Source organism: Flavobacterium sp. MMLR14_040 (genome assembly GCF_033657265.1).
Lineage (GTDB): Bacteria > Bacteroidota > Bacteroidia > Flavobacteriales > Flavobacteriaceae > Flavobacterium.
Window position 1 is genome coordinate 300,980 of record NZ_JAWVWO010000003.1, and the last position, 22,880, is coordinate 323,859.

General features: G+C 34.2%; 19 protein-coding genes. 4 read left to right on the top strand and 15 right to left on the bottom strand.

What is annotated here, in order from left to right:
- Nucleotides 1–38: 38 nt before the first annotated feature.
- The 6 genes from SD960_RS06490 to aspS form a co-directional block, all read right to left on the bottom strand.
- Complete coding sequence (locus SD960_RS06490) at nucleotides 39–1,277, bottom strand: NADH-quinone oxidoreductase subunit D (RefSeq protein WP_318801663.1); 1,239 nt, start codon at nucleotides 1,275–1,277, stop codon at nucleotides 39–41.
- Nucleotides 1,278–1,302: 25 nt separating this feature from the next.
- Nucleotides 1,303–1,824 (bottom strand): NADH-quinone oxidoreductase subunit C, encoded by a 522-nt coding sequence (locus tag SD960_RS06495; RefSeq protein WP_318801664.1) that lies wholly within the window; start codon nucleotides 1,822–1,824, stop codon nucleotides 1,303–1,305.
- Nucleotide 1,825: 1 nt separating this feature from the next.
- Nucleotides 1,826–2,374: an NADH-quinone oxidoreductase subunit B gene (locus tag SD960_RS06500; protein WP_041516812.1), complete on the bottom strand. Its 549-nt coding sequence runs from the start codon at nucleotides 2,372–2,374 to the stop codon at nucleotides 1,826–1,828.
- 177 nt (nucleotides 2,375–2,551) lie between these two features.
- Nucleotides 2,552–2,917 carry an NADH-quinone oxidoreductase subunit A gene (locus tag SD960_RS06505; RefSeq protein WP_042563257.1) on the bottom strand — a complete coding sequence of 122 codons (366 nt, stop codon included), beginning with the start codon at nucleotides 2,915–2,917 and terminating at the stop codon, nucleotides 2,552–2,554.
- 243 nt (nucleotides 2,918–3,160) lie between these two features.
- The gene (locus SD960_RS06510; protein ID WP_007137066.1) at nucleotides 3,161–3,355 is read right to left on the bottom strand and encodes a cold-shock protein; all 195 of its coding nucleotides are present in this window, start codon (nucleotides 3,353–3,355) and stop codon (nucleotides 3,161–3,163) included.
- 358 nt (nucleotides 3,356–3,713) lie between these two features.
- Entirely contained in the window at nucleotides 3,714–5,465 is a 1,752-nt protein-coding gene (gene aspS, locus SD960_RS06515) for an aspartate--tRNA ligase (RefSeq protein ID WP_318801670.1), read from the bottom strand.
- A gap of 157 nt (nucleotides 5,466–5,622) precedes the next feature.
- On the opposite strand from aspS, the gene SD960_RS06520 reads away from it, so the two are divergent.
- Complete coding sequence (locus SD960_RS06520; RefSeq protein ID WP_318801671.1) at nucleotides 5,623–6,618, top strand: TlpA disulfide reductase family protein; 996 nt, start codon at nucleotides 5,623–5,625, stop codon at nucleotides 6,616–6,618.
- A gap of 209 nt (nucleotides 6,619–6,827) precedes the next feature.
- A complete protein-coding gene (locus SD960_RS06525; protein ID WP_042563260.1) occupies nucleotides 6,828–7,175 on the top strand; it encodes a toxin-antitoxin system YwqK family antitoxin in 348 nt (115 codons plus the stop codon).
- A 54-nt stretch (nucleotides 7,176–7,229) separates the two neighbouring features.
- On the opposite strand, the gene SD960_RS06530 is transcribed toward SD960_RS06525, so the two are convergent.
- From SD960_RS06530 to SD960_RS06560, 7 genes are all read right to left on the bottom strand, one after another.
- Nucleotides 7,230–8,345: a PepSY-associated TM helix domain-containing protein gene (locus tag SD960_RS06530; RefSeq protein ID WP_318801673.1), complete on the bottom strand. Its 1,116-nt coding sequence runs from the start codon at nucleotides 8,343–8,345 to the stop codon at nucleotides 7,230–7,232.
- A 61-nt stretch (nucleotides 8,346–8,406) separates the two neighbouring features.
- Nucleotides 8,407–9,960: a PepSY-associated TM helix domain-containing protein gene (locus tag SD960_RS06535; protein ID WP_318801674.1), complete on the bottom strand. Its 1,554-nt coding sequence runs from the start codon at nucleotides 9,958–9,960 to the stop codon at nucleotides 8,407–8,409.
- 1 nt (nucleotide 9,961) lies between these two features.
- Nucleotides 9,962–10,264 (bottom strand): hypothetical protein, encoded by a 303-nt coding sequence (locus SD960_RS06540; protein WP_318801675.1) that lies wholly within the window; start codon nucleotides 10,262–10,264, stop codon nucleotides 9,962–9,964.
- Nucleotides 10,265–10,278: 14 nt separating this feature from the next.
- Nucleotides 10,279–10,611 carry a hypothetical protein gene (locus SD960_RS06545; protein WP_318801676.1) on the bottom strand — a complete coding sequence of 111 codons (333 nt, stop codon included), beginning with the start codon at nucleotides 10,609–10,611 and terminating at the stop codon, nucleotides 10,279–10,281.
- A gap of 61 nt (nucleotides 10,612–10,672) precedes the next feature.
- A complete protein-coding gene (locus SD960_RS06550; RefSeq protein WP_318801678.1) occupies nucleotides 10,673–13,147 on the bottom strand; it encodes a TonB-dependent receptor in 2,475 nt (824 codons plus the stop codon).
- A 216-nt stretch (nucleotides 13,148–13,363) separates the two neighbouring features.
- A complete protein-coding gene (gene odhB / locus SD960_RS06555) occupies nucleotides 13,364–14,608 on the bottom strand; it encodes a 2-oxoglutarate dehydrogenase complex dihydrolipoyllysine-residue succinyltransferase (RefSeq protein WP_318801680.1) in 1,245 nt (414 codons plus the stop codon).
- 71 nt (nucleotides 14,609–14,679) lie between these two features.
- The gene (locus tag SD960_RS06560) at nucleotides 14,680–17,454 is read right to left on the bottom strand and encodes a 2-oxoglutarate dehydrogenase E1 component (protein ID WP_318801681.1); all 2,775 of its coding nucleotides are present in this window, start codon (nucleotides 17,452–17,454) and stop codon (nucleotides 14,680–14,682) included.
- Between the two features lie 117 nt (nucleotides 17,455–17,571).
- On the opposite strand from SD960_RS06560, the gene SD960_RS06565 reads away from it, so the two are divergent.
- Nucleotides 17,572–18,123 (top strand): hypothetical protein, encoded by a 552-nt coding sequence (locus SD960_RS06565; protein WP_318801682.1) that lies wholly within the window; start codon nucleotides 17,572–17,574, stop codon nucleotides 18,121–18,123.
- A gap of 107 nt (nucleotides 18,124–18,230) precedes the next feature.
- Here SD960_RS06565 and SD960_RS06570 read toward each other — a convergent pair whose 3' ends face one another.
- Both SD960_RS06570 and SD960_RS06575 read right to left on the bottom strand, forming a co-directional pair.
- The gene (locus SD960_RS06570) at nucleotides 18,231–18,584 is read right to left on the bottom strand and encodes a hypothetical protein (RefSeq protein ID WP_318801683.1); all 354 of its coding nucleotides are present in this window, start codon (nucleotides 18,582–18,584) and stop codon (nucleotides 18,231–18,233) included.
- Nucleotides 18,585–18,624: 40 nt separating this feature from the next.
- The gene (locus SD960_RS06575; protein WP_042563269.1) at nucleotides 18,625–19,650 is read right to left on the bottom strand and encodes a LacI family DNA-binding transcriptional regulator; all 1,026 of its coding nucleotides are present in this window, start codon (nucleotides 19,648–19,650) and stop codon (nucleotides 18,625–18,627) included.
- A gap of 362 nt (nucleotides 19,651–20,012) precedes the next feature.
- Here SD960_RS06575 and SD960_RS06580 point away from each other — a divergent pair, with 362 nt between their 5' ends.
- The gene (locus SD960_RS06580; protein ID WP_318801684.1) at nucleotides 20,013–22,652 is read left to right on the top strand and encodes a TonB-dependent receptor; all 2,640 of its coding nucleotides are present in this window, start codon (nucleotides 20,013–20,015) and stop codon (nucleotides 22,650–22,652) included.
- Nucleotides 22,653–22,880 lie beyond the last annotated feature (228 nt).

Sequence of the window (22,880 nt, forward strand, 5' to 3'; positions counted from 1 at the left end):
TTTTTTAATCTAAATTCTACAATCTAAAATCTAAATTTTTACGCGTCTAATTCTCCGGCAATTACATTTAAACTCGAAAGGATAACAATTGCATCTGACAGTAAAGCGCCTTTAATCATTTCAGGATAAGCCTGGTAATAAATAAAACAAGGTCTTCTGAAATGTAATCTATATGGAGTTCTGCTTCCGTCTGTAACTAAATAAAATCCGATTTCTCCGTTTCCACCTTCAACAGGATGATAGATTTCTGCAACTGGTACAGGAACTTCTCCCATTACAATCTTAAAGTGATAAATTAAAGATTCCATAGAAGTATAAACATCTTCTTTTGGAGGAAGGTAGTAATCAGGAACTTCTGCATGATATTCGTTTCCTGCAGGCATTTTATCCAAAGCTTGACGGATAATGCTTAAACTTTCCCAAACTTCAGCATTACGAACACAGAAACGATCGTAAGTGTCACCTGATTTTCCAACAGGAACAACAAAATCGAAATCTTCGTAAGAAGAGTAAGGCTGTGCAACACGAACGTCGTAATCAACTCCGGCAGCACGTAAATTTGGACCTGTAAATCCGTAAGCCATTGCTTGCTCTGCTGAGATTGCGCCTACGTCTACGGTTCTGTCAAGGAAAATTCTGTTTCTTTCGAATAAGTTTACAAATTCTTGCCAGGCGACAGGAAAATCTTGTAAAAACACATCTAATTTGCGGAATGCTTCTGGTGACCAATCTCTTTCGAAACCACCAATTCTTCCCATATTTGTTGTTAAACGAGCACCACAAATTTCTTCGTAAATCTCGTAAACTTTTTCTCTAAATTGAAAAACGTACAAGAAACCAGTATATGCACCAGTATCAACACCCAAAATCGAGTTACAGATTAAGTGGTCTGTAATACGAGCCAGCTCCATTACAATTACTCTTAAATATTGTGCTCTTTTTGGAACTTCAATATTTAATAATTTTTCTAATGTCATCCACCATCCCATATTGTTTATAGGAGAGGAGCAATAGTTCATACGGTCTGTAAGTGGCGTAATTTGATAAAAAGGACGATTTTCGGCAATTTTCTCGAAAGCTCTGTGGATGTAGCCAATAGTTGGTTCAGCCTCAAGGATTCTTTCTCCATCCATCAACAGGATATTTTGAAAAATACCGTGTGTAGCTGGGTGCGTTGGCCCTAAATTTAGTACAGAAAGCTCGCTTCCGTCTTCGTTTAGTTTCTCCTTTATTATTTTAGCATATCTATGCTCTGGTGGTAATAATAGTTCTGACATTTTATAATGTTGAATTATTTATTTTTTAGCAATTTGTTGTTGTTCTTCCAAAGAATCTGTCATCCTTATCTGTTCTTCCGCTGTCTTCCATTGGGAATTCTTTTCGCATCGGGAACGAGATCATTTCATCCATATTCAAAATACGTTTCAATTGCGGATGACCAATAAAGTTAACACCGAAGAAATCGTATGTTTCTCTTTCCATCCAGTTTGAACTTAGGAAAATATTTGAAATAGTTTTTATCTCTGGTTTTTCACCGTTTAAGAATACTTTGATTCTAATACGTTTGTTTTCGTACCAATTGTGCAAATGATATACTATTGCAAACTGACGATCTGTTTCGTTGTCCGGATAATGAACACCGCATAAATCGGTTAAAAAATGGAAACGTAAATCAGAATCGTTTTTCAAAAAAAGAATCAGGGCTGTGATTTTGTCAGCAGTAGTTTCTAGTGAAAAAATATCTCTTTCTTGTTGAAAGTTAAAAACACTTGTGTCAAATGTTTCTGTAAGTTTATCTTGAATCAGGGTATTTTCTAAAGCCATCTTATGAAATGTTATATGAAGCTAGTAATTCTTGGTATTCCGGAGAACTTCTGCGTCTCACAGATTCGCTTTTTACCAATTCCTGAAGTTTCATTACTCCATCAACAATTTGTTCTGGTCTTGGAGGGCATCCCGGAACGTAAACGTCAACAGGAATTACTTTATCGATTCCTTGTAAAACAGAATAAGTATCGAAGATCCCGCCTGATGAAGCACAAGCTCCAACTGCAATTACCCAGCGAGGTTCAGACATTTGTTCGTAAACTTGTCTTAAGATAGGCGCCATTTTTTTAGAAATAGTTCCCATTACCAGCAACATATCTGCCTGACGAGGAGAAAAACTCACACGCTCAGAACCAAATCTTGCTAAATCGTAATGTGAAGCCATTGTGGCCATGAATTCGATACCACAGCATGAAGTTGCAAAAGGCAAAGGCCATAATGAATTGGCTCTCGCTAAACCTACAACGTCATTTAGTTTTGTAGCGAAGAAACCTTCTCCCACAACTCCTTCTGGCGGCGCAACCATATTTACATTTGAATCGCTCATTTTATTTTAGATTTCTGATTTTAGATTTTAGATTTGGGAAATCGTAAAAGTTAAAATCAATTTTTTTAATCAGTATATTAATTCGAGGAAATCAAATTTCAAATTGTGTTTTATTTTTAAGTTCAGGTATTAGCTAATTCTTAATCTAAAATCACCAATCTAAAATCTAAAATCGTTTTATTCCCAGTCTAAAGCTTTCTTTTTGATAATATAGAAGAAACCAACTAAAAGCAAAGCCATAAAGACAATCATTTTAAGCATTCCCTCAACACCAAGTTCTTTAAAGTTTACTGCCCAAGGATAAAGGAAAATTACCTCTACATCAAACAATACAAATAAAATGGCTACTAAGAAGTATTTTACAGAAAAAGGAATACGGGCATTACCAACAGATTCGATACCGCACTCAAAGTTTTTATCTTTAACTTCTGAAGTTCTTTTTGGACCTAATTTTCCAGAAACAATGATGGTTCCTACCACAAAACCTACAGCTAAAATAAACTGCATTAAAATAGGAAGATAACTGTATTGATCAGATTGCATAATCTTGGGGGTTTTTTACTTAAAAATGAGCCACAAAGATAGCTTTCAACTCTGTAAATCACAAGCTAAAAAAGGATTTAAGTGTGTAACAAAAGGGTTAATAATTGTAATTTTTATTGATTATAAATAACAGCAACCTATTTTATGTTTTTTTTAAGATTTGACCAAAAAAAAACGTCTCGAAATTAATCGAGACGTTTTAAAACCATTCAGAGGCAAAAAAAATAAATTGCTATATTTTTCTTAGATTACTGCTACTTTAGCAGCAACTTTCCCTTTTCTTCCTTCTTCTTCTTCGTAGCTTACACGGTCACCTTCGCGTAATTCTTCCGCGTTAATTCCTGAAGCGTGAACGAAGATATCTTTTCCTGTTTCTTCGTCTGTAATGAATCCATAACCTTTAGATTCATTGAAAAATTTTACTGTACCTGTACGCATTGTAATTGTAATAATAATTTATAATGTAGCAAATGTAACATATAAATTCATACAAAAGACAATAAGGTGTTAATTTTTTGTAAAAATTATTGATTCACAGTGTTTTCGCTATTTATATTGCATCAATTTGTATCTGGATATGCTTTAATTGAGAATCATTTATTGTAAGAATAAAAAGTAGGAAATTTTTAAATTATCTTCAAAATTATTTTTTTAAGAGAACAATTCGCTTTCTTATCATCAATCTTAACTTTATAAATCGTATTTCTCCTTTAAAACAGGTATTGCTTCATTATCAAGCATAAAAAAACTGCAGCTAATTTTTAGCTGCAGTTTTTTATTTTAAATTCTTTAGAAATTATATTGTATCTACTTTAATATGAAGTTCTTTTAACTGAGCATCATCAATTTTGGCTGGTGCATCAATCATTACATCACGACCAGAATTGTTTTTTGGAAAAGCAATAAAGTCTCTAATAGTCTCCTGGCCTCCTAAAATGGCAACCAATCTGTCTAAACCAAAAGCCAAACCACCGTGTGGCGGTGCTCCAAATTGAAATGCGTCCATCAAAAAGCCAAATTGTGCTTTTGCTTCATCTTCGGTAAAACCTAAATATTTAAACATCAATTGTTGTGTGGCTTTATCGTGAATACGAATAGATCCTCCGCCAATTTCATTTCCGTTTAAAACCATGTCATAAGCGTTTGCACGTACTTTTCCCGGTTCTGTTTCCAACAAATGCATGTCTTCCGGTTTTGGAGACGTAAACGGGTGGTGCATGGCATGATAACGGCCGCTTTCTTCGTCAAGTTCTAATAATGGGAAATCTACAACCCATAAAGGAGCAAATTCTTCTGGTTTACGCAATCCTAAACGGGTTGCTAATTCCATACGAAGCGCAGAAAGCTGTCCACGAGTTTTATCAGCAGGACCCGAAAGCACAAAAATCATATCACCAGGTTTTGCTCCTGTAATTTTTGCCCATTGTGCTAAATCGTCCTGATCGTAAAATTTATCTACAGATGATTTAAAAGTTCCGTCATCATTACATTTTGAATACACCATTCCTGATGCTCCAACTTGCGGACGTTTTATCCAGTCAATTAATCCGTCAATTTCTTTACGGGTATAATTTCCTGCTCCCGGAACTGCAATTCCAACTACCAATTCAGCCGCATTAAATACAGGGAAATCTTTGTGTTTCGCAAATTCGTTTAATTCTCCAAATTCCATTCCGAAACGAATGTCCGGTTTATCATTTCCATATGTTTTCATGGCATATTCGTAGGTAATTCTTGGGAATTTATCTACTTCAATACCTTTAATTTCTTTCAGTAAATGTCTTGTCAAACCTTCGAAAACATTTAAAATATCTTCTTGCTCCACAAATGCCATTTCACAATCGATTTGTGTAAACTCAGGCTGACGGTCTGCACGTAAATCTTCATCACGGAAACATTTCACAATTTGGAAATATTTATCCATTCCACCCACCATCAACAATTGTTTAAAAGTTTGTGGAGATTGTGGCAAAGCATAAAATTGTCCTTCGTTCATACGGCTTGGCACAACGAAATCTCTTGCGCCTTCAGGAGTCGATTTAATTAAGTAAGGTGTTTCTACTTCGCAGAAATCTAAATCAGATAAATATTTACGAACTTCCATCGCTACTTTATGACGGAATAATAAACTGTTTTTTACAGGATTACGACGAATATCCAAATAACGGTATTTCATTCTGATATCTTCTCCACCATCAGTTTCATCTTCTATTGTAAATGGAGGTGTTAAAGCTGCATTTAAAATCTTTAATTCAGAAACTAAAATTTCGATTTCACCAGTCGGAATGTTTTTGTTTTTGGCTTCACGCTCAATAACACTTCCTTTTACCTGAATCACAAATTCTCTACCAAGTGTTTTAGCCAGTTCAAAAACGGTTTTATCAGTACGGCTTTCGTCGAAAATAAGTTGTGTAATTCCGTAACGGTCGCGTAAATCAACCCAATTCATAAATCCTTTATCGCGGGATTTTTGAACCCAACCAGCAAGTGTAACTTCGGTATTAATGTTTGAGGCGTTTAATTCGCCACAATTATGACTTCTATACATGATCAAAATTTTAGACTGCAAAAGTAAACACAAAATTCAAATTAATGCAGAAAGTATGCAACTAGATGACTATTAATTTTAAATATTTTGTTAATTCTTAATTTTCAAACTTCTAATTTGCCTAGATTTGATTCACTAAAAATAAACTTTTATAAATATGAAGAATTTTTTTGTTACCGGTCTTCTGATTTTTAGCGCTTTGAATGTTATCGGTCAAGCCAAAAGTCAAGTTAAATTTACAGCTAAAATTGAAAATAGAAATAGTGATACTTTATATATTAAAGGAAGAAATAATTTTAAACAAGTTATTCCAATAGATAAAAAAGGAATTTTTGCAGCCACTTTTGAGGCTCCAAAAGGATTTTATTATTTTACAGATGGAACAGAATTGTCGAATATTTATTTAAAACCTGATTCTGAAGTAAATCTAACCATGAATGCTAAGGAATTTGATGAGTCTATTGTATATAAAGGTAAAGGTGTTGAAGAGAGCAACTTTTTAGCACAACAATCTATAAAAGATGAGAAATTTCAAAATGAAGCTTTTAAGAAAGAACCCGCTGAATTTGCATCATTATTAGAAGCAAAGAAAAAAACTGATATTGAAAGTATTGAAAAAGGAAATTATGATCCTGAATTTAAAGCTGCATTGAAACAAAATTTCGAAAGTTTTAATCAATATGCGATTCAGGAATATGACAGGGCTTCGAAAGCAAATAAATTAGTTGGAAAACCTTCTCCGGATTTTGATTATGAAAATCATAAAGGCGGAAAAACAAAGCTTTCTAATTTAAAAGGTAAATATGTATATATAGATCTTTGGGCAACCTGGTGTGGACCATGTAGAGGCGAAATTCCTTATTTGCAGAAAATTGAAGAAAAGTATCACGGAAAAAACATTGAATTTGTGAGTGTTTCAATAGATAAAGCAAAAGACAATGAAAAATGGAAAAAGTTTGTAATTGATAATAAACTGGGAGGAACTCAATTATTTGCAGATAAAGATTGGGAATCTGAGTTTGTAACCAGTTATGGCGTTACGGGAATTCCGAGATTTATTTTGATTGACCCTAAAGGAAATATTTTAAATGCAGAAGCACCAAGGCCTTCATCTCCAGAACTTCAAACACAGTTGGATGCATTATTAAAGTAATTTATTGTCAAATTTACAACGTTATCGTGAATTTGAATTTTTTATAAAAAACCAGTAAAACCAGTGCCTCAGCGCTGGTTTTTTTGTATGTGTCTAATTTTCAATGTTAAGTTTTTATTCAATGTTACCAAATTGTTAAGTAAAAGTTTGTTTAATGTAAACAATTAATTATATTTGATAACGATTTGATAACATTAATACCTAAAGATATGAAAAAGTGTGTGATTTTAGTTGCAATGATGTTCTCTGGAATTTTAGTTGCACAAGAGGTAAAACCAGAATTAGAAGCTGTTGGAAACAAAGTAAAAGCTACTTATTATTATGATAATGGCAGAGTACAACAAGAAGGTTTCTATAAAGATGGTAAATTAGATGGTGCGTGGGTATCTTATGACGAAAAAGGAAATAAACTTGCCGTTGGAGAATACACAAACGGAATGAAAACTGGAAAATGGATTTTCTTTAATGCGAATAATCTTTGCGAAGTGGCTTTTGAAAACAGCCAGGTAGCATCAGTTAAAAATTTACAAAAGAATGCTTTAGCAAATAGAAACTAATTTAGTTTCGAAAATTTATAAAAAAACCGTCTCGTTTTTAACGAGGCGGTTTTTTTATGCCTTCAATTTTTTACAGCTCTTTTTTCTTCTTCCGTACCAAATTACAAAACCCGTTACAGGCAAAGCTGCTGCAATTAAACTTGCTGTAAAAGCAATAATTTTTCCCGGTAAATCTAAAATTTGCCCCGTATGAATACCGTAATTCATTTCGACAACCTGCAAACCCAAACTTTTTTTATCGTAAGGCTCGCTTTGTATTAGTTTTCCATTTTCAGGATGAAAATAGTAATTGCTTTGATGATCGTATCGCAAAGTATGCGGATAAGCACCTGTATTTATGATGTCTCCTTTTTGTTGTGGCGTTGTTACATAAAACATTTCAGCTTTTGGCTGTAATTTCATGGTTGCTATAAAAGCACGATCAATAGCAACGAGTGTATTGCTTTTAAATTTTGTTGTGTCAATTACTGGCGCTTTTGTTTCAAGAGCTTTATCTCCACCAAAATTGAAGGTTTTATAAATTCCGTCGCCAACCCATTCATAAGTAAAAGTTAAGCCTGTAATGGCAATAATTATAGCGATTACCGAAATATAAAACCCTGAAGTATTGTGCCAATCATAGTTGACGCGACGCCATTTGGCTGACCATTTTACTATAAAACTTCTTTTGATATCACTTTTTCGTTTGGGCCACCATTGAATTATTCCTGTTATAAGTAAAAGAATAAAGATGATTGTTGCACCACCAACAATATGTTTGCCAATATAATCGGGCAGAAGCAAATACAAATGAATGTATTCGACAACAATAAAAAAATCGGTTTCAGGATTTTCGATTTTTAAATGTTTTCCTGTGTAGGGATTAAAGTAGAGATATAAACTACCTATATCGGAATATGAATAAACAATTGCCGAACGATCTCTTCCGTAGTAGGAAACCATGATTGATTTATAATTCGGAAGAATTTCTTTGGCCTTACCTAATAAAACCGATGGCTGAATAAATGGCTTATTTTGAGGTTCAACCAAACGCCATTCTTTTCGCGTAATATCTTTTATTTCGTCATGAAAACAAAAGATACAGCCGGTAATACTGACAATAAAAACAATAAGCCCGGAAATTAATCCGAGCCATTTATGTATAAAACGTATTTTCTTTTTGAATCCCATTTTTGAATAAAGCGTAAAAGTATACGCTTAATCTATAAGGGACAAATAATTTGTATTTTTTTTAGTTTTTTGCGACAGTTTTAGGCTTTAAATGATAAGCAACATACAATGATATCGAAGCCAGAACAATCCAGAAAACATCTATAACGAAAACCTGAATATGATTTTCTATAAACGAATTCCAAAACCAATCGCCGGAAAGAATTCCATTAGCAATTGGAATTAAAAATCCTAAAATACTTCCTGAAATAAGACAAAATTTATTCGTGAAGTCATCATTCTTTTTAATAATAAAAAAGATTATGAGCAATAACCATCCGCCAAAATAAAGTGTAAATAAATTAGATTGACTTAATGGATAAAAAACTTTAGCAGCAATAAAAGAAAGTGCCGTTATTGGATACATGCTTAAACAAATGGCAAGATAAATGCGAACAACAGCTGCATTGAAACGTCTTTTCTTTTCAGGCATATTGTTTTTTTGTCTGGCAACCAACCAGATCATAACACCTGAAATGATTACAAAACAAGTTATAATTCCTAAAATGAAACTCACAATTTTTAATGGATAACCTCCGTAATCACCGTAATGAATGCGGTACAATACGTTTTTTACAACATCTAAATAATTGTTTTGTGTAATAGGATTTTTTCTGGCGATTTCTTTTCCGTCAGCGATACGGTAAACTACTTTTCCAACTCCCGTGAATTTTTTATTGTGTGGTATTTCACCTTCTACGACAACATGCATATTCGCATCACCATAATTTTGAATGAAAACACGTGTAATTTCAAAATCTGACCAATTGCTTTTTGCTTTTGCAACCAACTGATCGATATTAAAAGGTGTTGCTAATTTTTTATTGTCAAATTTATATTCAGGATCTTTATATTCTAATTCCTTATATAATTTATCCTGATCACCTTTGTATAAAGCCATTACAGCCGGAGCAACGATCAAGAGTTTAATCATAAAGAAAGCGCCGGTCACCGCATATACAAACTGAAAAGGCAAACCAATCATTCCTAATGCTGTGTGAGCATCTGTCCACAATGTTTTTAATTTTTCCTTCGGACGGAACACATAAAAGTTGGATACAATTTTTTTCCAATGCAATAAAACACCCGTTATAATTGCAAATAAAAAGAATAAGGCAATAAATCCTGAAAGATAATACCCAACCGGATAAGGTACTTGCGCTAAAAAGTGCAAACGGTATAAAAATTCGCCTAAAGAATAAGATTCTTCATAAGTGAATGACTTGTAATTTTGAGTATCCAGATAAAAAAATGTTCCCTCTTTTTGTTTGGCTGGAGCCAAAGTATCTTTGGTACCTTCTAAATAAATGGCAACTCTTCTTTCTGTACTTGGTTTAGAAATCGTAATGTTTCTTCCGTGCAAAACATATTTTTTGTCAAGTGTATCTAAAGCTGTGCTGTAGTTTAACTGAATTTCTTTTGTATTTGAAGTAGATTCACTTCTTTCCCAATTGATGATTTCATCTCTAAAAAAAGAAAAAGATCCTGCAAAGAAGATCACAAAAAGAACCACACTAATAACGATTCCGCTAACAGTATGGGTATGAAAATAGATATTATAATTACGGTTATTCATGTTATTGTGCCATTGGATTATATGTTTGACCTAAATAAATAAAAAGAGAAAAAACCAATGTAAGAAGGAGATAAATACCCCAAATTTTCCATCCGCTTTTTGCTAAAAAGGCAACCACCATAAGCGCTACCCAAAGAATAAATCCAGTAAAGGCCATTGTCATCAAAACATTTGCCCGTCCAAACCATGCAGCCAAAGCCAAATGAAAGGTTACAGAAACAAAATAGCCTCCTAAAATGGCAGCTGTAATTTTGGCAAATCGTTGCCACTTAGATTGGGTTAAATATTTGGGATTAGCCGGCATAAAATCAGGAATATTTAGTGGTAATATAATTCTAATAAAGCTACAATTACAAATAATGCTAAAAGTGCTTTAGAACTTACTTTTTTTAAAGGAGTTAAGATGATGATTAAACTTCCAACGGCCATTAACTGAATAAAAAACATCAGAGTTCCACAGCCTAGAGATTGGGTAAAAAGCCAAAATCCATAAGCTAGTACTAATAAACTTACCCCGGTAATTTTGGTTTGCTTTGGATTGTTTTTCATCCATTTTTCAAAACCTAAATCATACGATAAAGCAGCTCTTTTTGATGTGTAATACAAAGTATAAAAGGCTAAAAAAACGATAAGACTTGCTATTGTTATCATAAGTTTAAAAATTTAAAAAACACCTTTCTCTTTAAGGAAAGGTGTTTTTGTTTGGTTTTTATTAGAATCTATAAGAGAAACTTGCTGCTACAGCTCTTGGATCTTTAGGATGAATTGTTGACCATCCATCATAAATTTCTTTGTTGGCAATGTTGTTTAATTTAACTGTGATCGTAAATTTTTGTGCACTGTAAAACAAAGATGAATTTAAAACGGTGTACTCAGGAATTGTAAATGTTCCGGTAGTTTTTCTGTTCATGATCATGTTGTCTCCAACATAATTTCCTCCAAAGCCTAAGCCAAAACCTCTCAGGAAACCATTTGTAAATTTGTAACTAGCCCAAAGGTTTGCGAGGTTTCTAGGTCCTGCATTTTCAGATCTGCGGTCTACAAATTCCACATCTCCTTTTGTTAAAACGGCATCGTTATAACTATATCCTAAAACAATATTTAAACCGTTAATTGGGTTTGCCACAAATTCTGCTTCAAAACCTTTGTTTTTCTGACCCCCATCCTGATAGGTAGTCTGATTATTTGGTTGTGGAGTTGTCGGGTCTGCAGGATCTATGTAAGGTGTTTCAATTACATATGTCTGATCAACAACCTTAATATCATAATAGCTAAAAGTAGCGTAAAGTTTATCTTTAAAAAGATTCAATTTTGTTCCCACTTCAAACTGATCTGCATGTTCAGGATTAAGTATTATAGGTGTTGCAACAGCAGCACTACGATTTTGACCCGGTGCAATGTTTACGAATCCGTTCATGTAGTTTGCAAAAATGGAAACTTTATCCAAAATTGGCTGGTAAACTAATCCAAATTTTGGCGAAAAAGCAGTTTGATTGTATCCGTCGTTTTTGGCATTCATAAAACGGTCAGCACGTAAACTTAACATCGCAGATAATCCTGGAGTAAAGTTGATTACATCAGAAACATAAGCACTGTAAGTTTCCTGTTTTGTGCTATTGTTGTTTCTTGGGTTATTCCCAATTATGGCATCAGCTCCGGCTTTTGTTAAATCTCCTGTATCGCCGTTTGTAGGGCCAAAAAGTGCATTAAAAGATGCTAAATCATCCCCTATATACACATAACCATTTCCAAAATATTCAGTACTGTGATCAGTAGCGGTTCTTTTGAAATAATCAAAACCAACAACGATTCTATTTCTTACGCTTCCAATTTTAAAATCACCATTGAAATTTTGTTGAATGTCTGTAGTAATATTTTGATTGTCCTGATCTGTGAAATAACGAGCTAATACAATTCCGCTTTTAATTGATGCCAATAAAGGACTACTTGTTCCTTCATATAAATAAGAATAGTTTCCTACTGATTTTGCTGAACTGGTAGAGAAAACCGTTTGAGAACTCCATTGATCAGAAAATTTATAATTCATCTGAGCCTGGATATTATAAGAAGGTGTTTTCATCGTAAGTTCGTTGCTAGTATACGAACGATTGTTGTCATACTTTAACTCGTTAATATTATGAACTCTTAATGGAGCACCTCTGTCCAAAAACAACATTGTTGGATTAGTAGATTCGTTGCTCATGAATTCAGTATTAACCAGGAATGATAATCTGTCGTTTACTTCATAAGATAATGAAGGTGCTACAAAATACGATTCTCTAAAACCAGCATCCTGAAAACTATTTTGTTTGTTGTAAGCTGAGTTTATTCTGAAATTTAAAGTTTTTTTCTCGTTAAGAGGTGTGTTTAAATCAACAGTTGCACGATTTAAACCAAAGCTTCCAACGGTATAATTTATTTCTCCGCCAAAACCTTTGTAAGGTCTTTTTGTAGTTGTATTTATTAAACCACCGTAAGAGATTAAACTGCTTCCAAATAAAGTTCCTGAAGGACCTCTGATAATTTCAATTCTGTCAATATTTGCCGGATCTAAACTTCCGTTTGTTAAACCAGGCAAACCATTTACCATTGTTGGCTGAACCGGGAATCCTCTTAAAGAATAATAAGCAGCTCCGTCTCCGGCACGTCCTGTTGCAGCCCAAAGCGGTGTAATACCAGAGGCGTTTTTAAGAGCATCATCAAAATTAGTAACTACTTGTTCTTTTAATAATTCTCCGGTAATGGTCGTATAAGATTGTGGATTTTCCAGATTTTTAAGTGGTAATCTTGAAACCTGTTTGGTGTCTTTACGGGCAAAATGATTTGTTTTACCACCATTTACAACTACTTCTGATAAATCTTCTGAATTTGTAGTGACTGTGAAATTGTGAGTTAAGTTATCACCTTCTTTAATTACAATTGCTTTTTCCTGAGTTATATATCCTATAGAAGAAACTTTTAGAGTATAGGTACCGGGTTTAATGTTCTTTAAGCTATAATTACCCTGCTCATCAGTTGTTGTTCCTGATTTTGTTCCTTTTAAAACAACAGAAATACCCTCTGGAGATTCGTTATTTTTTAAAGTAATCTGACCTTTAATCGTTGCTTTTTCTTGTGCCGAAACGATTGTTGTAGTCAGCAAAGCAAAACAAAAACTTAGAAAAGAAACTGTAATTTTATATTTCATTTTATTTAGAATTGATTTTAATAGTGCAAATCTAAGTTATGAAACGAAACAAAACAAGCTATTCTTATTTATTCTAAATAAAATACTTTAAAAAAGGTGAAAATTACATTTCTTTAAACAATTAATAATTAAAGTTTGAACTTTTTTTGTTTTAAATAAAAAAACCTGCTCAAACAAATGAACAGGTTTTAGATATAAATTGAAAATTATTTAATATTACAATTCTAAAGCACGTTTAGCATCGCCATTCATTAATAATTCTAATGGGTTTTCTAAAGCTTCTTTTACAGCCACTAAGAAACCAACAGACTCACGTCCGTCAATAATTCTGTGGTCATAAGAAAGAGCAACATACATCATTGGGTGAATTTCCACTTTACCGTTTACAGCAATTGGACGCTCAATAATGTTGTGCATTCCTAAAATTCCTGATTGTGGAGGGTTGATGATTGGTGTAGATAACATTGATCCAAAAACACCACCGTTTGTAATTGTGAAAGTTCCTCCTGTCATATCATCAACAGTAATTTGACCGTCACGAGCTCTTAGTGCTAATCTTTTGATTTCAGCTTCGATTCCGCGGAAAGTTAATAATTCAGCATTACGAACAACAGGAACCATTAAACCTTTTGGTCCTGAAACTGCGATAGAGATATCAGCAAAATCATAAGCAATTTTGTAATCACCATCCATCATTGAGTTAACATCAGGATATAATTGTAAAGCTCTTGTAACTGCTTTTGTAAAGAATGACATGAAACCTAAACCTAAACCACCATGTTTTGCTTTAAAAGCATCTTTGTATTCGTTACGAATTTGGTTGATTGGTGTCATGTTTACTTCGTTGAAAGTAGTAAGCATTGCAGTTTCGTTTTTAGCTGAAACTAATCTTTCTGCTACTTTACGACGTAACATTGATAATTTTGTACGCTCACTTCCACGGCTTCCACCAGTTGGAGTTCCCATAGAAGGTACTGCGTTTACAGCATCGTCTTTAGTGATTCTTCCACCTTTACCAGTTCCTGAAACTGTTGTTGGCGCTATGTTTTTTTCGTCTAATATTTTTCTTGCTGCAGGAGATGGAGTCCCAGCTGCATAACTTGTTGCTGCCGGAGCCGCTTTTGGTGCCTCAGCTTTTACTTCTGCCTTTGGAGCTTCAGCTTTCGGAGCCTCAGTTTTTGGTGCTTCAGCCGCCGGAGCTGCTGCATCACCTGCAGGTTTTGCTGCATCTGTATCAATTAAACAAACTACAGCTCCTACTGCAACTGTATCACCTTCTTCAGCTTTTAACGTAATAATTCCGCTCATTTCAGCAGGCAATTCAAGAGTAGCTTTATCTGAATCAACTTCAGCAATAGCCTGATCTTTTTCTACATAATCTCCGTCTTTTACTAACCAAGTTGCAATTTCAACTTCTTTTATTGATTCCCCTGGTGATGGGACTTTCATTTCTAAAATCATCTTTGTTTTTGTTTAAGGTTTTTATGGTTTCAATCCCGATAGCTATCGGGACTGAAACTTGAAACATTTTTTTATCTGAATAAATCTTTATCGAATACCATTCTAATTGCATCTGCATGACGACGTTTTGCACGTGTATAACTTCCAGATGCAGGAGCAGCATATGCTTTTAATGAAGCCAATCTCCATTTTACAAGATCAAAGTTCATTAACATAAAGCTATAAGCTCCCATGTTTTTAGGTTCTTCCTGAGCCCAAACATAATCATCAGCATTTGGATATTTTGCAATAATTGCTTTTAATTGCTCAACAGGTAATGGGAATAATTGCTCGATACGAACAACAGCAACGTCTTTTCTTCCGTTGATTTCTCTTTCTGCAACGATGTCATAATAGAATTTACCAGTACAGAAAACTAAAGTTTTTACTTTCTTTTTATCTACTGTATTATCATCAATTGTTTCCTGGAAACTTCCTGTTGCTAATTCTTCAACTGTAGAAACACATCTTGGGTCTCTCAATAAACTTTTTGGAGAAAAAACTACCAAAGGTTTACGGAAGTTTGTTTTCATTTGTCTTCTCAACAAGTGAAAGAAGTTCGCTGGAGTTGTACAATCTGCAACATACATATTTTGTCTTGCACAAAGTTGTAAATAACGCTCCATTCTTGCAGAAGAGTGTTCTGCACCTTGTCCTTCATATCCGTGAGGCAATAATAAAACAATACCATTTTGGTTGTTCCATTTGTCTTCACCACATGAAATATATTGGTCAATCATAATTTGAGCTCCGTTTGAGAAATCTCCAAATTGCGCTTCCCAAATGGTTAATGCTTTCGGGTTTGCCAATGCATATCCGTAATCAAAACCAAGAACACCATATTCAGATAAAAGGGAATTGAATACGCCAAATTTTCCTTTTTTGTTTTCGATTGCATCTAATAAGATTACTTCTTCTTCAGAATCTTCAACTTTAACAACAGCATGACGGTGAGAGAAAGTACCACGCTCAACATCCTGACCAGAAATACGAACATCAAAACCTTCTGTTAAAAGTGAACCATAAGCTAAGGCTTCTGCAGTTCCCCAATCAATAGTATTATTGTCGTATCCGGCTTTTCTGTCCGTAACAATTTTAGTGATTTTGTTGATGAACTTTTTGTCTTCCGGTAAAGTCGAGATTGTTTTAATGATAGAATCCAATCCATTTTTGTCAAAAGTAGTATCTACTTTTTGAAGCATTTGAGTATCAGTTACCTGAACAAAACCATCCCATTCGTTTTTCATGAATGGAGTTATAATTGTCAAATCTTTTTTACGGGAAGCTTCTAAATTCTCCTCAAGATTAGTTTTGTATTCTTTTTCTAAAGCATTTACATAAGAAGCATCAATTACGCCGTCAGACAATAATTTTTCAGCATAAATATCTCTTGGATTTTTATGTTTTGCGATGATTTTATATAAAACCGGCTGTGTAAAACGAGGTTCATCACCTTCATTATGACCGTATTTTCTATATCCTAATAAATCGATAAATACGTCACGTCCAAATTGCATTCTATAGTCTAATGCAAAAGACATAGCATGTACAACAGCTTCAGCATCATCAGCATTTACGTGTAATACTGGTGAAAGCGTTACTTTGGCAACATCTGTACAATAAGTAGAAGAACGAGCGTCTAGGTAATTGGTTGTAAAACCAACCTGATTATTGATTACAATATGAATTGTTCCTCCGGTTTTGTAACCGTCAAGTTGTGCCATCTGAATAATTTCGTATAAGATACCCTGTCCTGCAATTGCAGCATCTCCGTGAACGGCGATAGGTAAAACTTTAGAGAAATCGTCAGCATAATATTTATCTTGCTTTGCTCTTGTAATTCCTTCAATTACAGCTCCAACCGTTTCAAGGTGAGAAGGGTTTGGTGCTAAATTGATATTGATGTTTTTTCCTGATCTTGTTTTTTTGTCAGCCGTAAGACCTAAGTGGTATTTTACGTCACCATCAAAATATTCCTGATCGTAATCTTTCCCGTCAAACTCACCAAAAATATCCTGAGTCGATTTATTAAAGATATTTGCCAAAACGTTCAAACGTCCACGGTGAGCCATTCCCATTACGAATTGTTCAACACCTTTTTCTGCAGCTTGTTCGATCAAAGCGTCAAGAGCCGGAATGATAGATTCTCCACCTTCTAATGAAAAACGTTTTTGTCCAACATATTTAGTATGCAGGAAGTTTTCGAAAGAAACGGCTTCGTTTAATTTATTTAAGATGATTTTCTTTTCTTCTGAAGAAAAATTAGGCTGGTTAACATTGACAGCCAATTTATCCTGAATCCATTTTACAACACCAGGATTTCTGATGTACATATATTCAATACCAATATGTTGGCAGTAAATAGATTTAAGACGGGTTACAATGTCTTGTAAAGTAGATGGTCCTACACCGATGGTTTGAGCGGCATCAAAAACAGTAGAAAGATCGGCAGATGTTAATCCGAAATTTTCGATATCTAAAGTTGGAGACGAAGTTCTACGATCACGAACAGGGTTTGTTTTGGTAAACAAATGACCACGTGTACGGTAACCATCAATTAATTTTAGTACGTTGAATTCTTTTTGCAGTTTTTCTGAAACCTGACTGTAATCTGTGTTGGGGCTAGTCACGTACTCAACGATTTGCTGCACAGGATTTTCGTCATTATAAGTAGTCATTCCAAAGTCGAAACCTTGAAAAAAACTTCTCCAGCTAGGCTCAACGCTGTCTGGGTTTACTAAATATTGATCGTATAATTGTGCAAAAAACTCTGTATGTGCTGCATTTAAAAATGAAAACCTATCCATAATATTAGTGAATATACTTTTTGTTAAATAGAATGGCAAAAGTACAACAATGCATTTATTTAAATCTTTTTTTTTGCTTACTTTTACGTAAAAATTTGTTAAAAAAAGTGTTAAGCCATGAATAAAAATCAAATTTCAAACGTTTTCAAATCATTATTTGTGATTTTGACAGTCTTGTTTTCAAGTTATTCAATGGCGCAGGAAATTTCAGCCGTAGATAGTACTACTAATTTTTGGGATAAAGTTCAGTTTGGTGGCGGACTTGGTCTGGGAATTGGTTCAGGATATACTGATATTTCGGTTATGCCAAGTGCTATTTATAATGTTAACGAGATTGTTGCCGTTGGAGTTGGTTTGCAATTTGGTTATTTATCTTCAAAAAATTATTATGAATCTTATGTTTATGGCGGAAGTTTAATTACGCTCGTAAACCCAATTCCCGAAGTTCAATTGTCGGCAGAATTAGAACAAGTACGAGTGGATACAAGATATGAAGCCAACGTCAACAGACCTGCTTTTTCTGATAGTTATTGGAATACCGCTTTGTATCTTGGAGCTGGTTACAGAACCGGAAATGTGACAATCGGCGCCCGATACGACGTACTATATGATCCAGATAAAAGTCTTTATGGATCAGGATTTATGCCTTTTGTGAGGGTTTATTTTTGATAGGTTCAAAGGTTCAGAGCAATAAAGGCTCAAAGTTTTTAAAAATAAGACTTATCGCAAAGAGAGAAAAAACCTCTGTCACTTTGCAACTTTGTGCCTCAGCACCTTTACTTGTAATGATTTCGAAACCAAACCTTCTGCCATTCTCTTTTCAAAACCAAAAAAGAAACCTGCTCAGCCAAAATCACTAAATCAGAACCATCGAGTTTTTTGATTTCAATTTCAGAAACATCAATGATATAAAGGAGATTTAAATATTCAGCAAATTTATACTGAATCATTCGGTAGATTTTTTCGTGAAGCTGAATTTTTAATTCTTCGGGAGAAATACTTAGCGGAAAATCGATTCCTTCATTCGCCAAATTAAAATCCTTGTTGATTTGTTCAATCAAACTTAAGTATAGATTTCCGTTTTCGGCATCAGCCAATAAAATATCGGTATTTTCAGGAATCGGAAACATTGATGCTTTTTAAAGTTGACGCAAAGTTAAAACTAAAAAATCATTTAACGGTCGATTCTCGTTCTATGATTCTTGTTGGAAGTTCTATAATTTGATGCGTAACCGGTCGATGTTCTTTGATGTCGGCAATTTCATCAATTAAAATCGAAACTGCAGTGTGTCCCATTTCAAATCCGGGTTGATCGATTGTCGTTAATTTTGGTGAAATAACCGTGCTCATAAACCAATTGCTAAATCCGAAAACTGCAACCTGATCGGGTGTTTTTATTCCCGCTTCATTAAAATATTTTATGATTCCGATAGCGACTAAATCCGTAATCGCAAAAATAGCGTCGATATCCGGATGTTCGTTCATTATTTTCTGGGCATTTTCGTAGCCATCTTCAAAATCGGTATTGTTATCGCAAACATAAACCAGCTTAGAATCGTACTCAATTCCGTGGGCTTCAAGTGCGCGTTTATAACCTAAAAAACGATCAATAGAATTCTGCGGAACATACGAACCTCTGAAATGCGCAATTTTTTTGAAACCTTTATTAATAAGATACGAAACCGCATCAAAAGCCGCTTTGGCATCGTTGATTACAACTTTGGAACAATCCACTCTTTTAGCAATTTTATCAAATAAAACAACCGGAGTATTTTTTCGGATGGCTTCATTAATATGAGAGAAATCATCCGTTTCATTCGAAAGCGACATTAAAACACCGTCAACTCGTTTCTGAATCAGTAAAGCAAGCTGCTTTTTCTCCAGTTCATATTTTTCATTTGATTGTAAAATAATCACCAGATAACCTCTTTTTTCGGCTTCTTCCAAAATCCCATTCAAAACACTGGAAAAAAAGTGATGAACCGTTGCAGGAATGATCACACCAATGGTTTTGGTTTCATTGGTTCGAAGATTTACGGCAACAGAATTAGGAATATAATTCATTGTTTCGGCCATTTCGATCACTTTTGCACGTGTCGATTTACTAATATCTGTATATCCTTTTAGTGCTTTTGAAACCGTTGTGACTGAAATTCCTAATGCCGAAGCAATATCTATTAGTTTGGTGTCATTCATGAAATAAATGTACTAAAAATAAAATGTATTGCTAAAATATTAACTTCCGAAAACGTTTTAGGTGATTTCGAAAACGTTTTCGGTTCCGAATTCTTAAATTGAAGTTAAATAGTAATTAAGTTTACATTGATAAACGTGTTATGTGCAATCTGCAAATTTCATTTAACACATAGAAACATAGATTTTATGCTTTAAAAAAAAGTAAATCAAAAGAAACTAGTTTCTCACACATAGCTATGTGAATTAATATAAGTGAAACGCCTTTTTTGAGTTCAATAATTCTATGTTTCTATGTGTTAAAAATAATTACACCTAGCGCGCAAGTTCGTTAATAAAAACTTTACTAACCAAACCCAAAAAAAATGAAAAATCAATATTCTTATTTAGGTATAATAGCTTTATTATTGTGCCTGATTTTTGCTCCAAATAATGTATTTGCTCAGGCAAAAAACACCGTTTCCGGAAAAGTATTAGATGAAACCGGACAAACAGTTCCCGGCGCCAACGTATCTCTAAAGGACACTGGAAAAAATACAGTTACAGATGAAAACGGAACTTATATTTTCTCAGATGTTATTGCCGGAAACTATACTGTAGAAGCTACAAACGTTGGTTATAAGACTTACACAAAAGGAATTACAGTAAAAGAAGGTGAATCGTTACAAGTCAATTTATTGCTTGAAGGCGAATCTCAAAACCTTAAAGAAGTTGTAGTTACGGGATCATCAACACCAAGATCGAAATTAGAATCGAGCGTTGCGATTACTACAATGGGTGCAAAAGCAATCGAAGACAGAGCGCCGTCAAGCACGGCAGCTTTGCTTCAAACAATTCCCGGATTTGTTGTGGAAGCTTCAGGAGGAGAAATTGGAAACAACCTTTTTGCAAGAGGAATTCCGTCTGCCGGAGCGTATGAATATGTGCAAATTCAGGAAGACGGTTTGCCGGTTTTTGAAGATGGCGCACTACAATTTGCCAATGCAGATACTTTTTACAGATTAGACGAAACAGTAAGCAAAATGGAAGCGGTTCGTGGAGGTTCTGCATCGATTTTTGCGAATAATGCTCCCGGTGGAATTATCAATTTTATTTCGAAAACAGGTCAGAATGAATTTATGGGAAGAGCCAAATTCACGACTTCAGATTACGGAATGTTCAGAACAGATTTGAATTTATCAGGCGCTTTAATTCAGGATAAATTATTTTTTAATGTTGGAGGATTTTACAGAGCCGATAATGGTGTAAGAAACACAGGTTTTACAGCCAATAAAGGCGGACAAATAAAAGGAAACCTAACCTATAAATTTGATGACAGCGATTATTTAAGAGTTAATTTCAAACATCTTGACGACAGAAATACGTTCTATTTGCCAATTCCTTTAAAAAGTAATAACGGAAAAATTGAAGGAATCGACGGTTTTAATCCAAATTACGGAACGTTGACTTCAGTAAATTTCAGTCATTTAAATGTACCTCAATATGGAGGCGGAACTTTTAGTACCGATTTAGAAGACGGTTCTCATCCTGTAATCAACTTGATTGGAGCAGAGTTTAAAAAGAAAATCTCTGAAAAAGTGACTTTCAAAAATGCCTTCAAACAAACTTCTATTGATTTAAATTACAATGCTATTTTCCCAAATGGCGGACCTTGGACACAAGATGCTTATGCGACAGATATTCAAAATACAACTGCCGGAAACCTTGCTTATTCTTATGTAGATAATGGCGCGGCTTTAGATCCAAATTCCTTGATTATGAGAGCAGATCTTTGGCATATTGAGAAAAAGATGAACAACTTTGCGAATAATTTCTCTTTTACATTTGATTTAGATCCTGTACAATTAACGGCTGGTTATTATTATTCAAACTGGAAATCAAACCAATACTGGAACTGGAATTCCTATTTAGTAAGTGTTTCAGACAATCCGAGATTATTGAATGTTACTGATAATACAACCGGAGTTGAACATACTTTTAACGGCGTTGAAAGAATTACATGGTTGGAAAGAGATGCCCAAACGAAAGGACTTTTGAATGACATTTATGCTGATGCTGAAATAAAAGCAACAGATAATTTAACCTTCAACGCAGGTTTAAGATACAACAAAGACAAATATTCCGGATACAGAGACAACGCAAGATTTTTTGCCGAAGATTTAGGAATTTTAGACAACAATACGGCTGATGATGCCGTAACAACCGTTAAAGGAAATCCGTATACCTATTGGAGATATGATGTAAACGAATGGTCGTATACTGCGGCTGGAAACTACAAATTCAACGATAATATGGCTTCGTATGTTCGTTACAGCCACGGTTTTAGATCGCCAATTGAAGAATCATTTTATGATAATGCAGCAGATTTGAGCAAACTTGAAAATACAGAAGTAAATCAGTTTGAATTGGGTTATAAATATTCAGGTTCTTTCTTCTCTGTAAATGCGAATTTATTTCACATGAATTTGAAAAATGTGGCTTTCACCGATATTTTATCTGACGGATCTTCAGAAAATAAATTTGCTGACGTAAACAATATTGGACTTGAAGTTGAAACCAATGCCAGATACGAATTCGTAAAACTGAACTTTACATTCACTGTTCAAAAACCGGAATATGATAATTTCACCGGAACAAATGCAGACGGTTCGACTTTTGATTTTAACGGAAATACAGCCAGAAGAATCCCTAAATTTTTCTGTAACCTGAGACCGGAAGTTGATATCACAAAAGATTTTACAGCTTATGTTCAGTTTTCTTATTATGATAAAAAATTCACGAATCAGGATAACAGACAAGTTTTACCTGCTTATAAAGAAGTGGGAGCAGGTTTAAATTATACGTACAACAATCTTCGTTTTGCAGTTGATGCTTCCAATTTATTTAACGAAATTGGTTTAACCGAAGGAGATCCAAGACAAACAACATCTGCAGCAAGCGATGTATTTATGGCAAGACCAATTTTAGGACGCGCCTTTAGATTTTCTGTAGCCGTTAATTTTTAAACTATATAAACTGTTGGATAGAATCCATCAAAAATCAAACACATAGAAACATAGATTTTATCATTAAAAAAGAATAAAAAAGAAACTAGCTTCCACACATAGCTATGTGAATTAATGCAAGTGAAACGCCTTTTGAGTTCAATCTAAGCTATGTTTCTATGTGTTAAATTTTCACTCAAAGGGTTAAACCTAATATACATACAGTTACTGTAGAGAAGCACAGCAGTG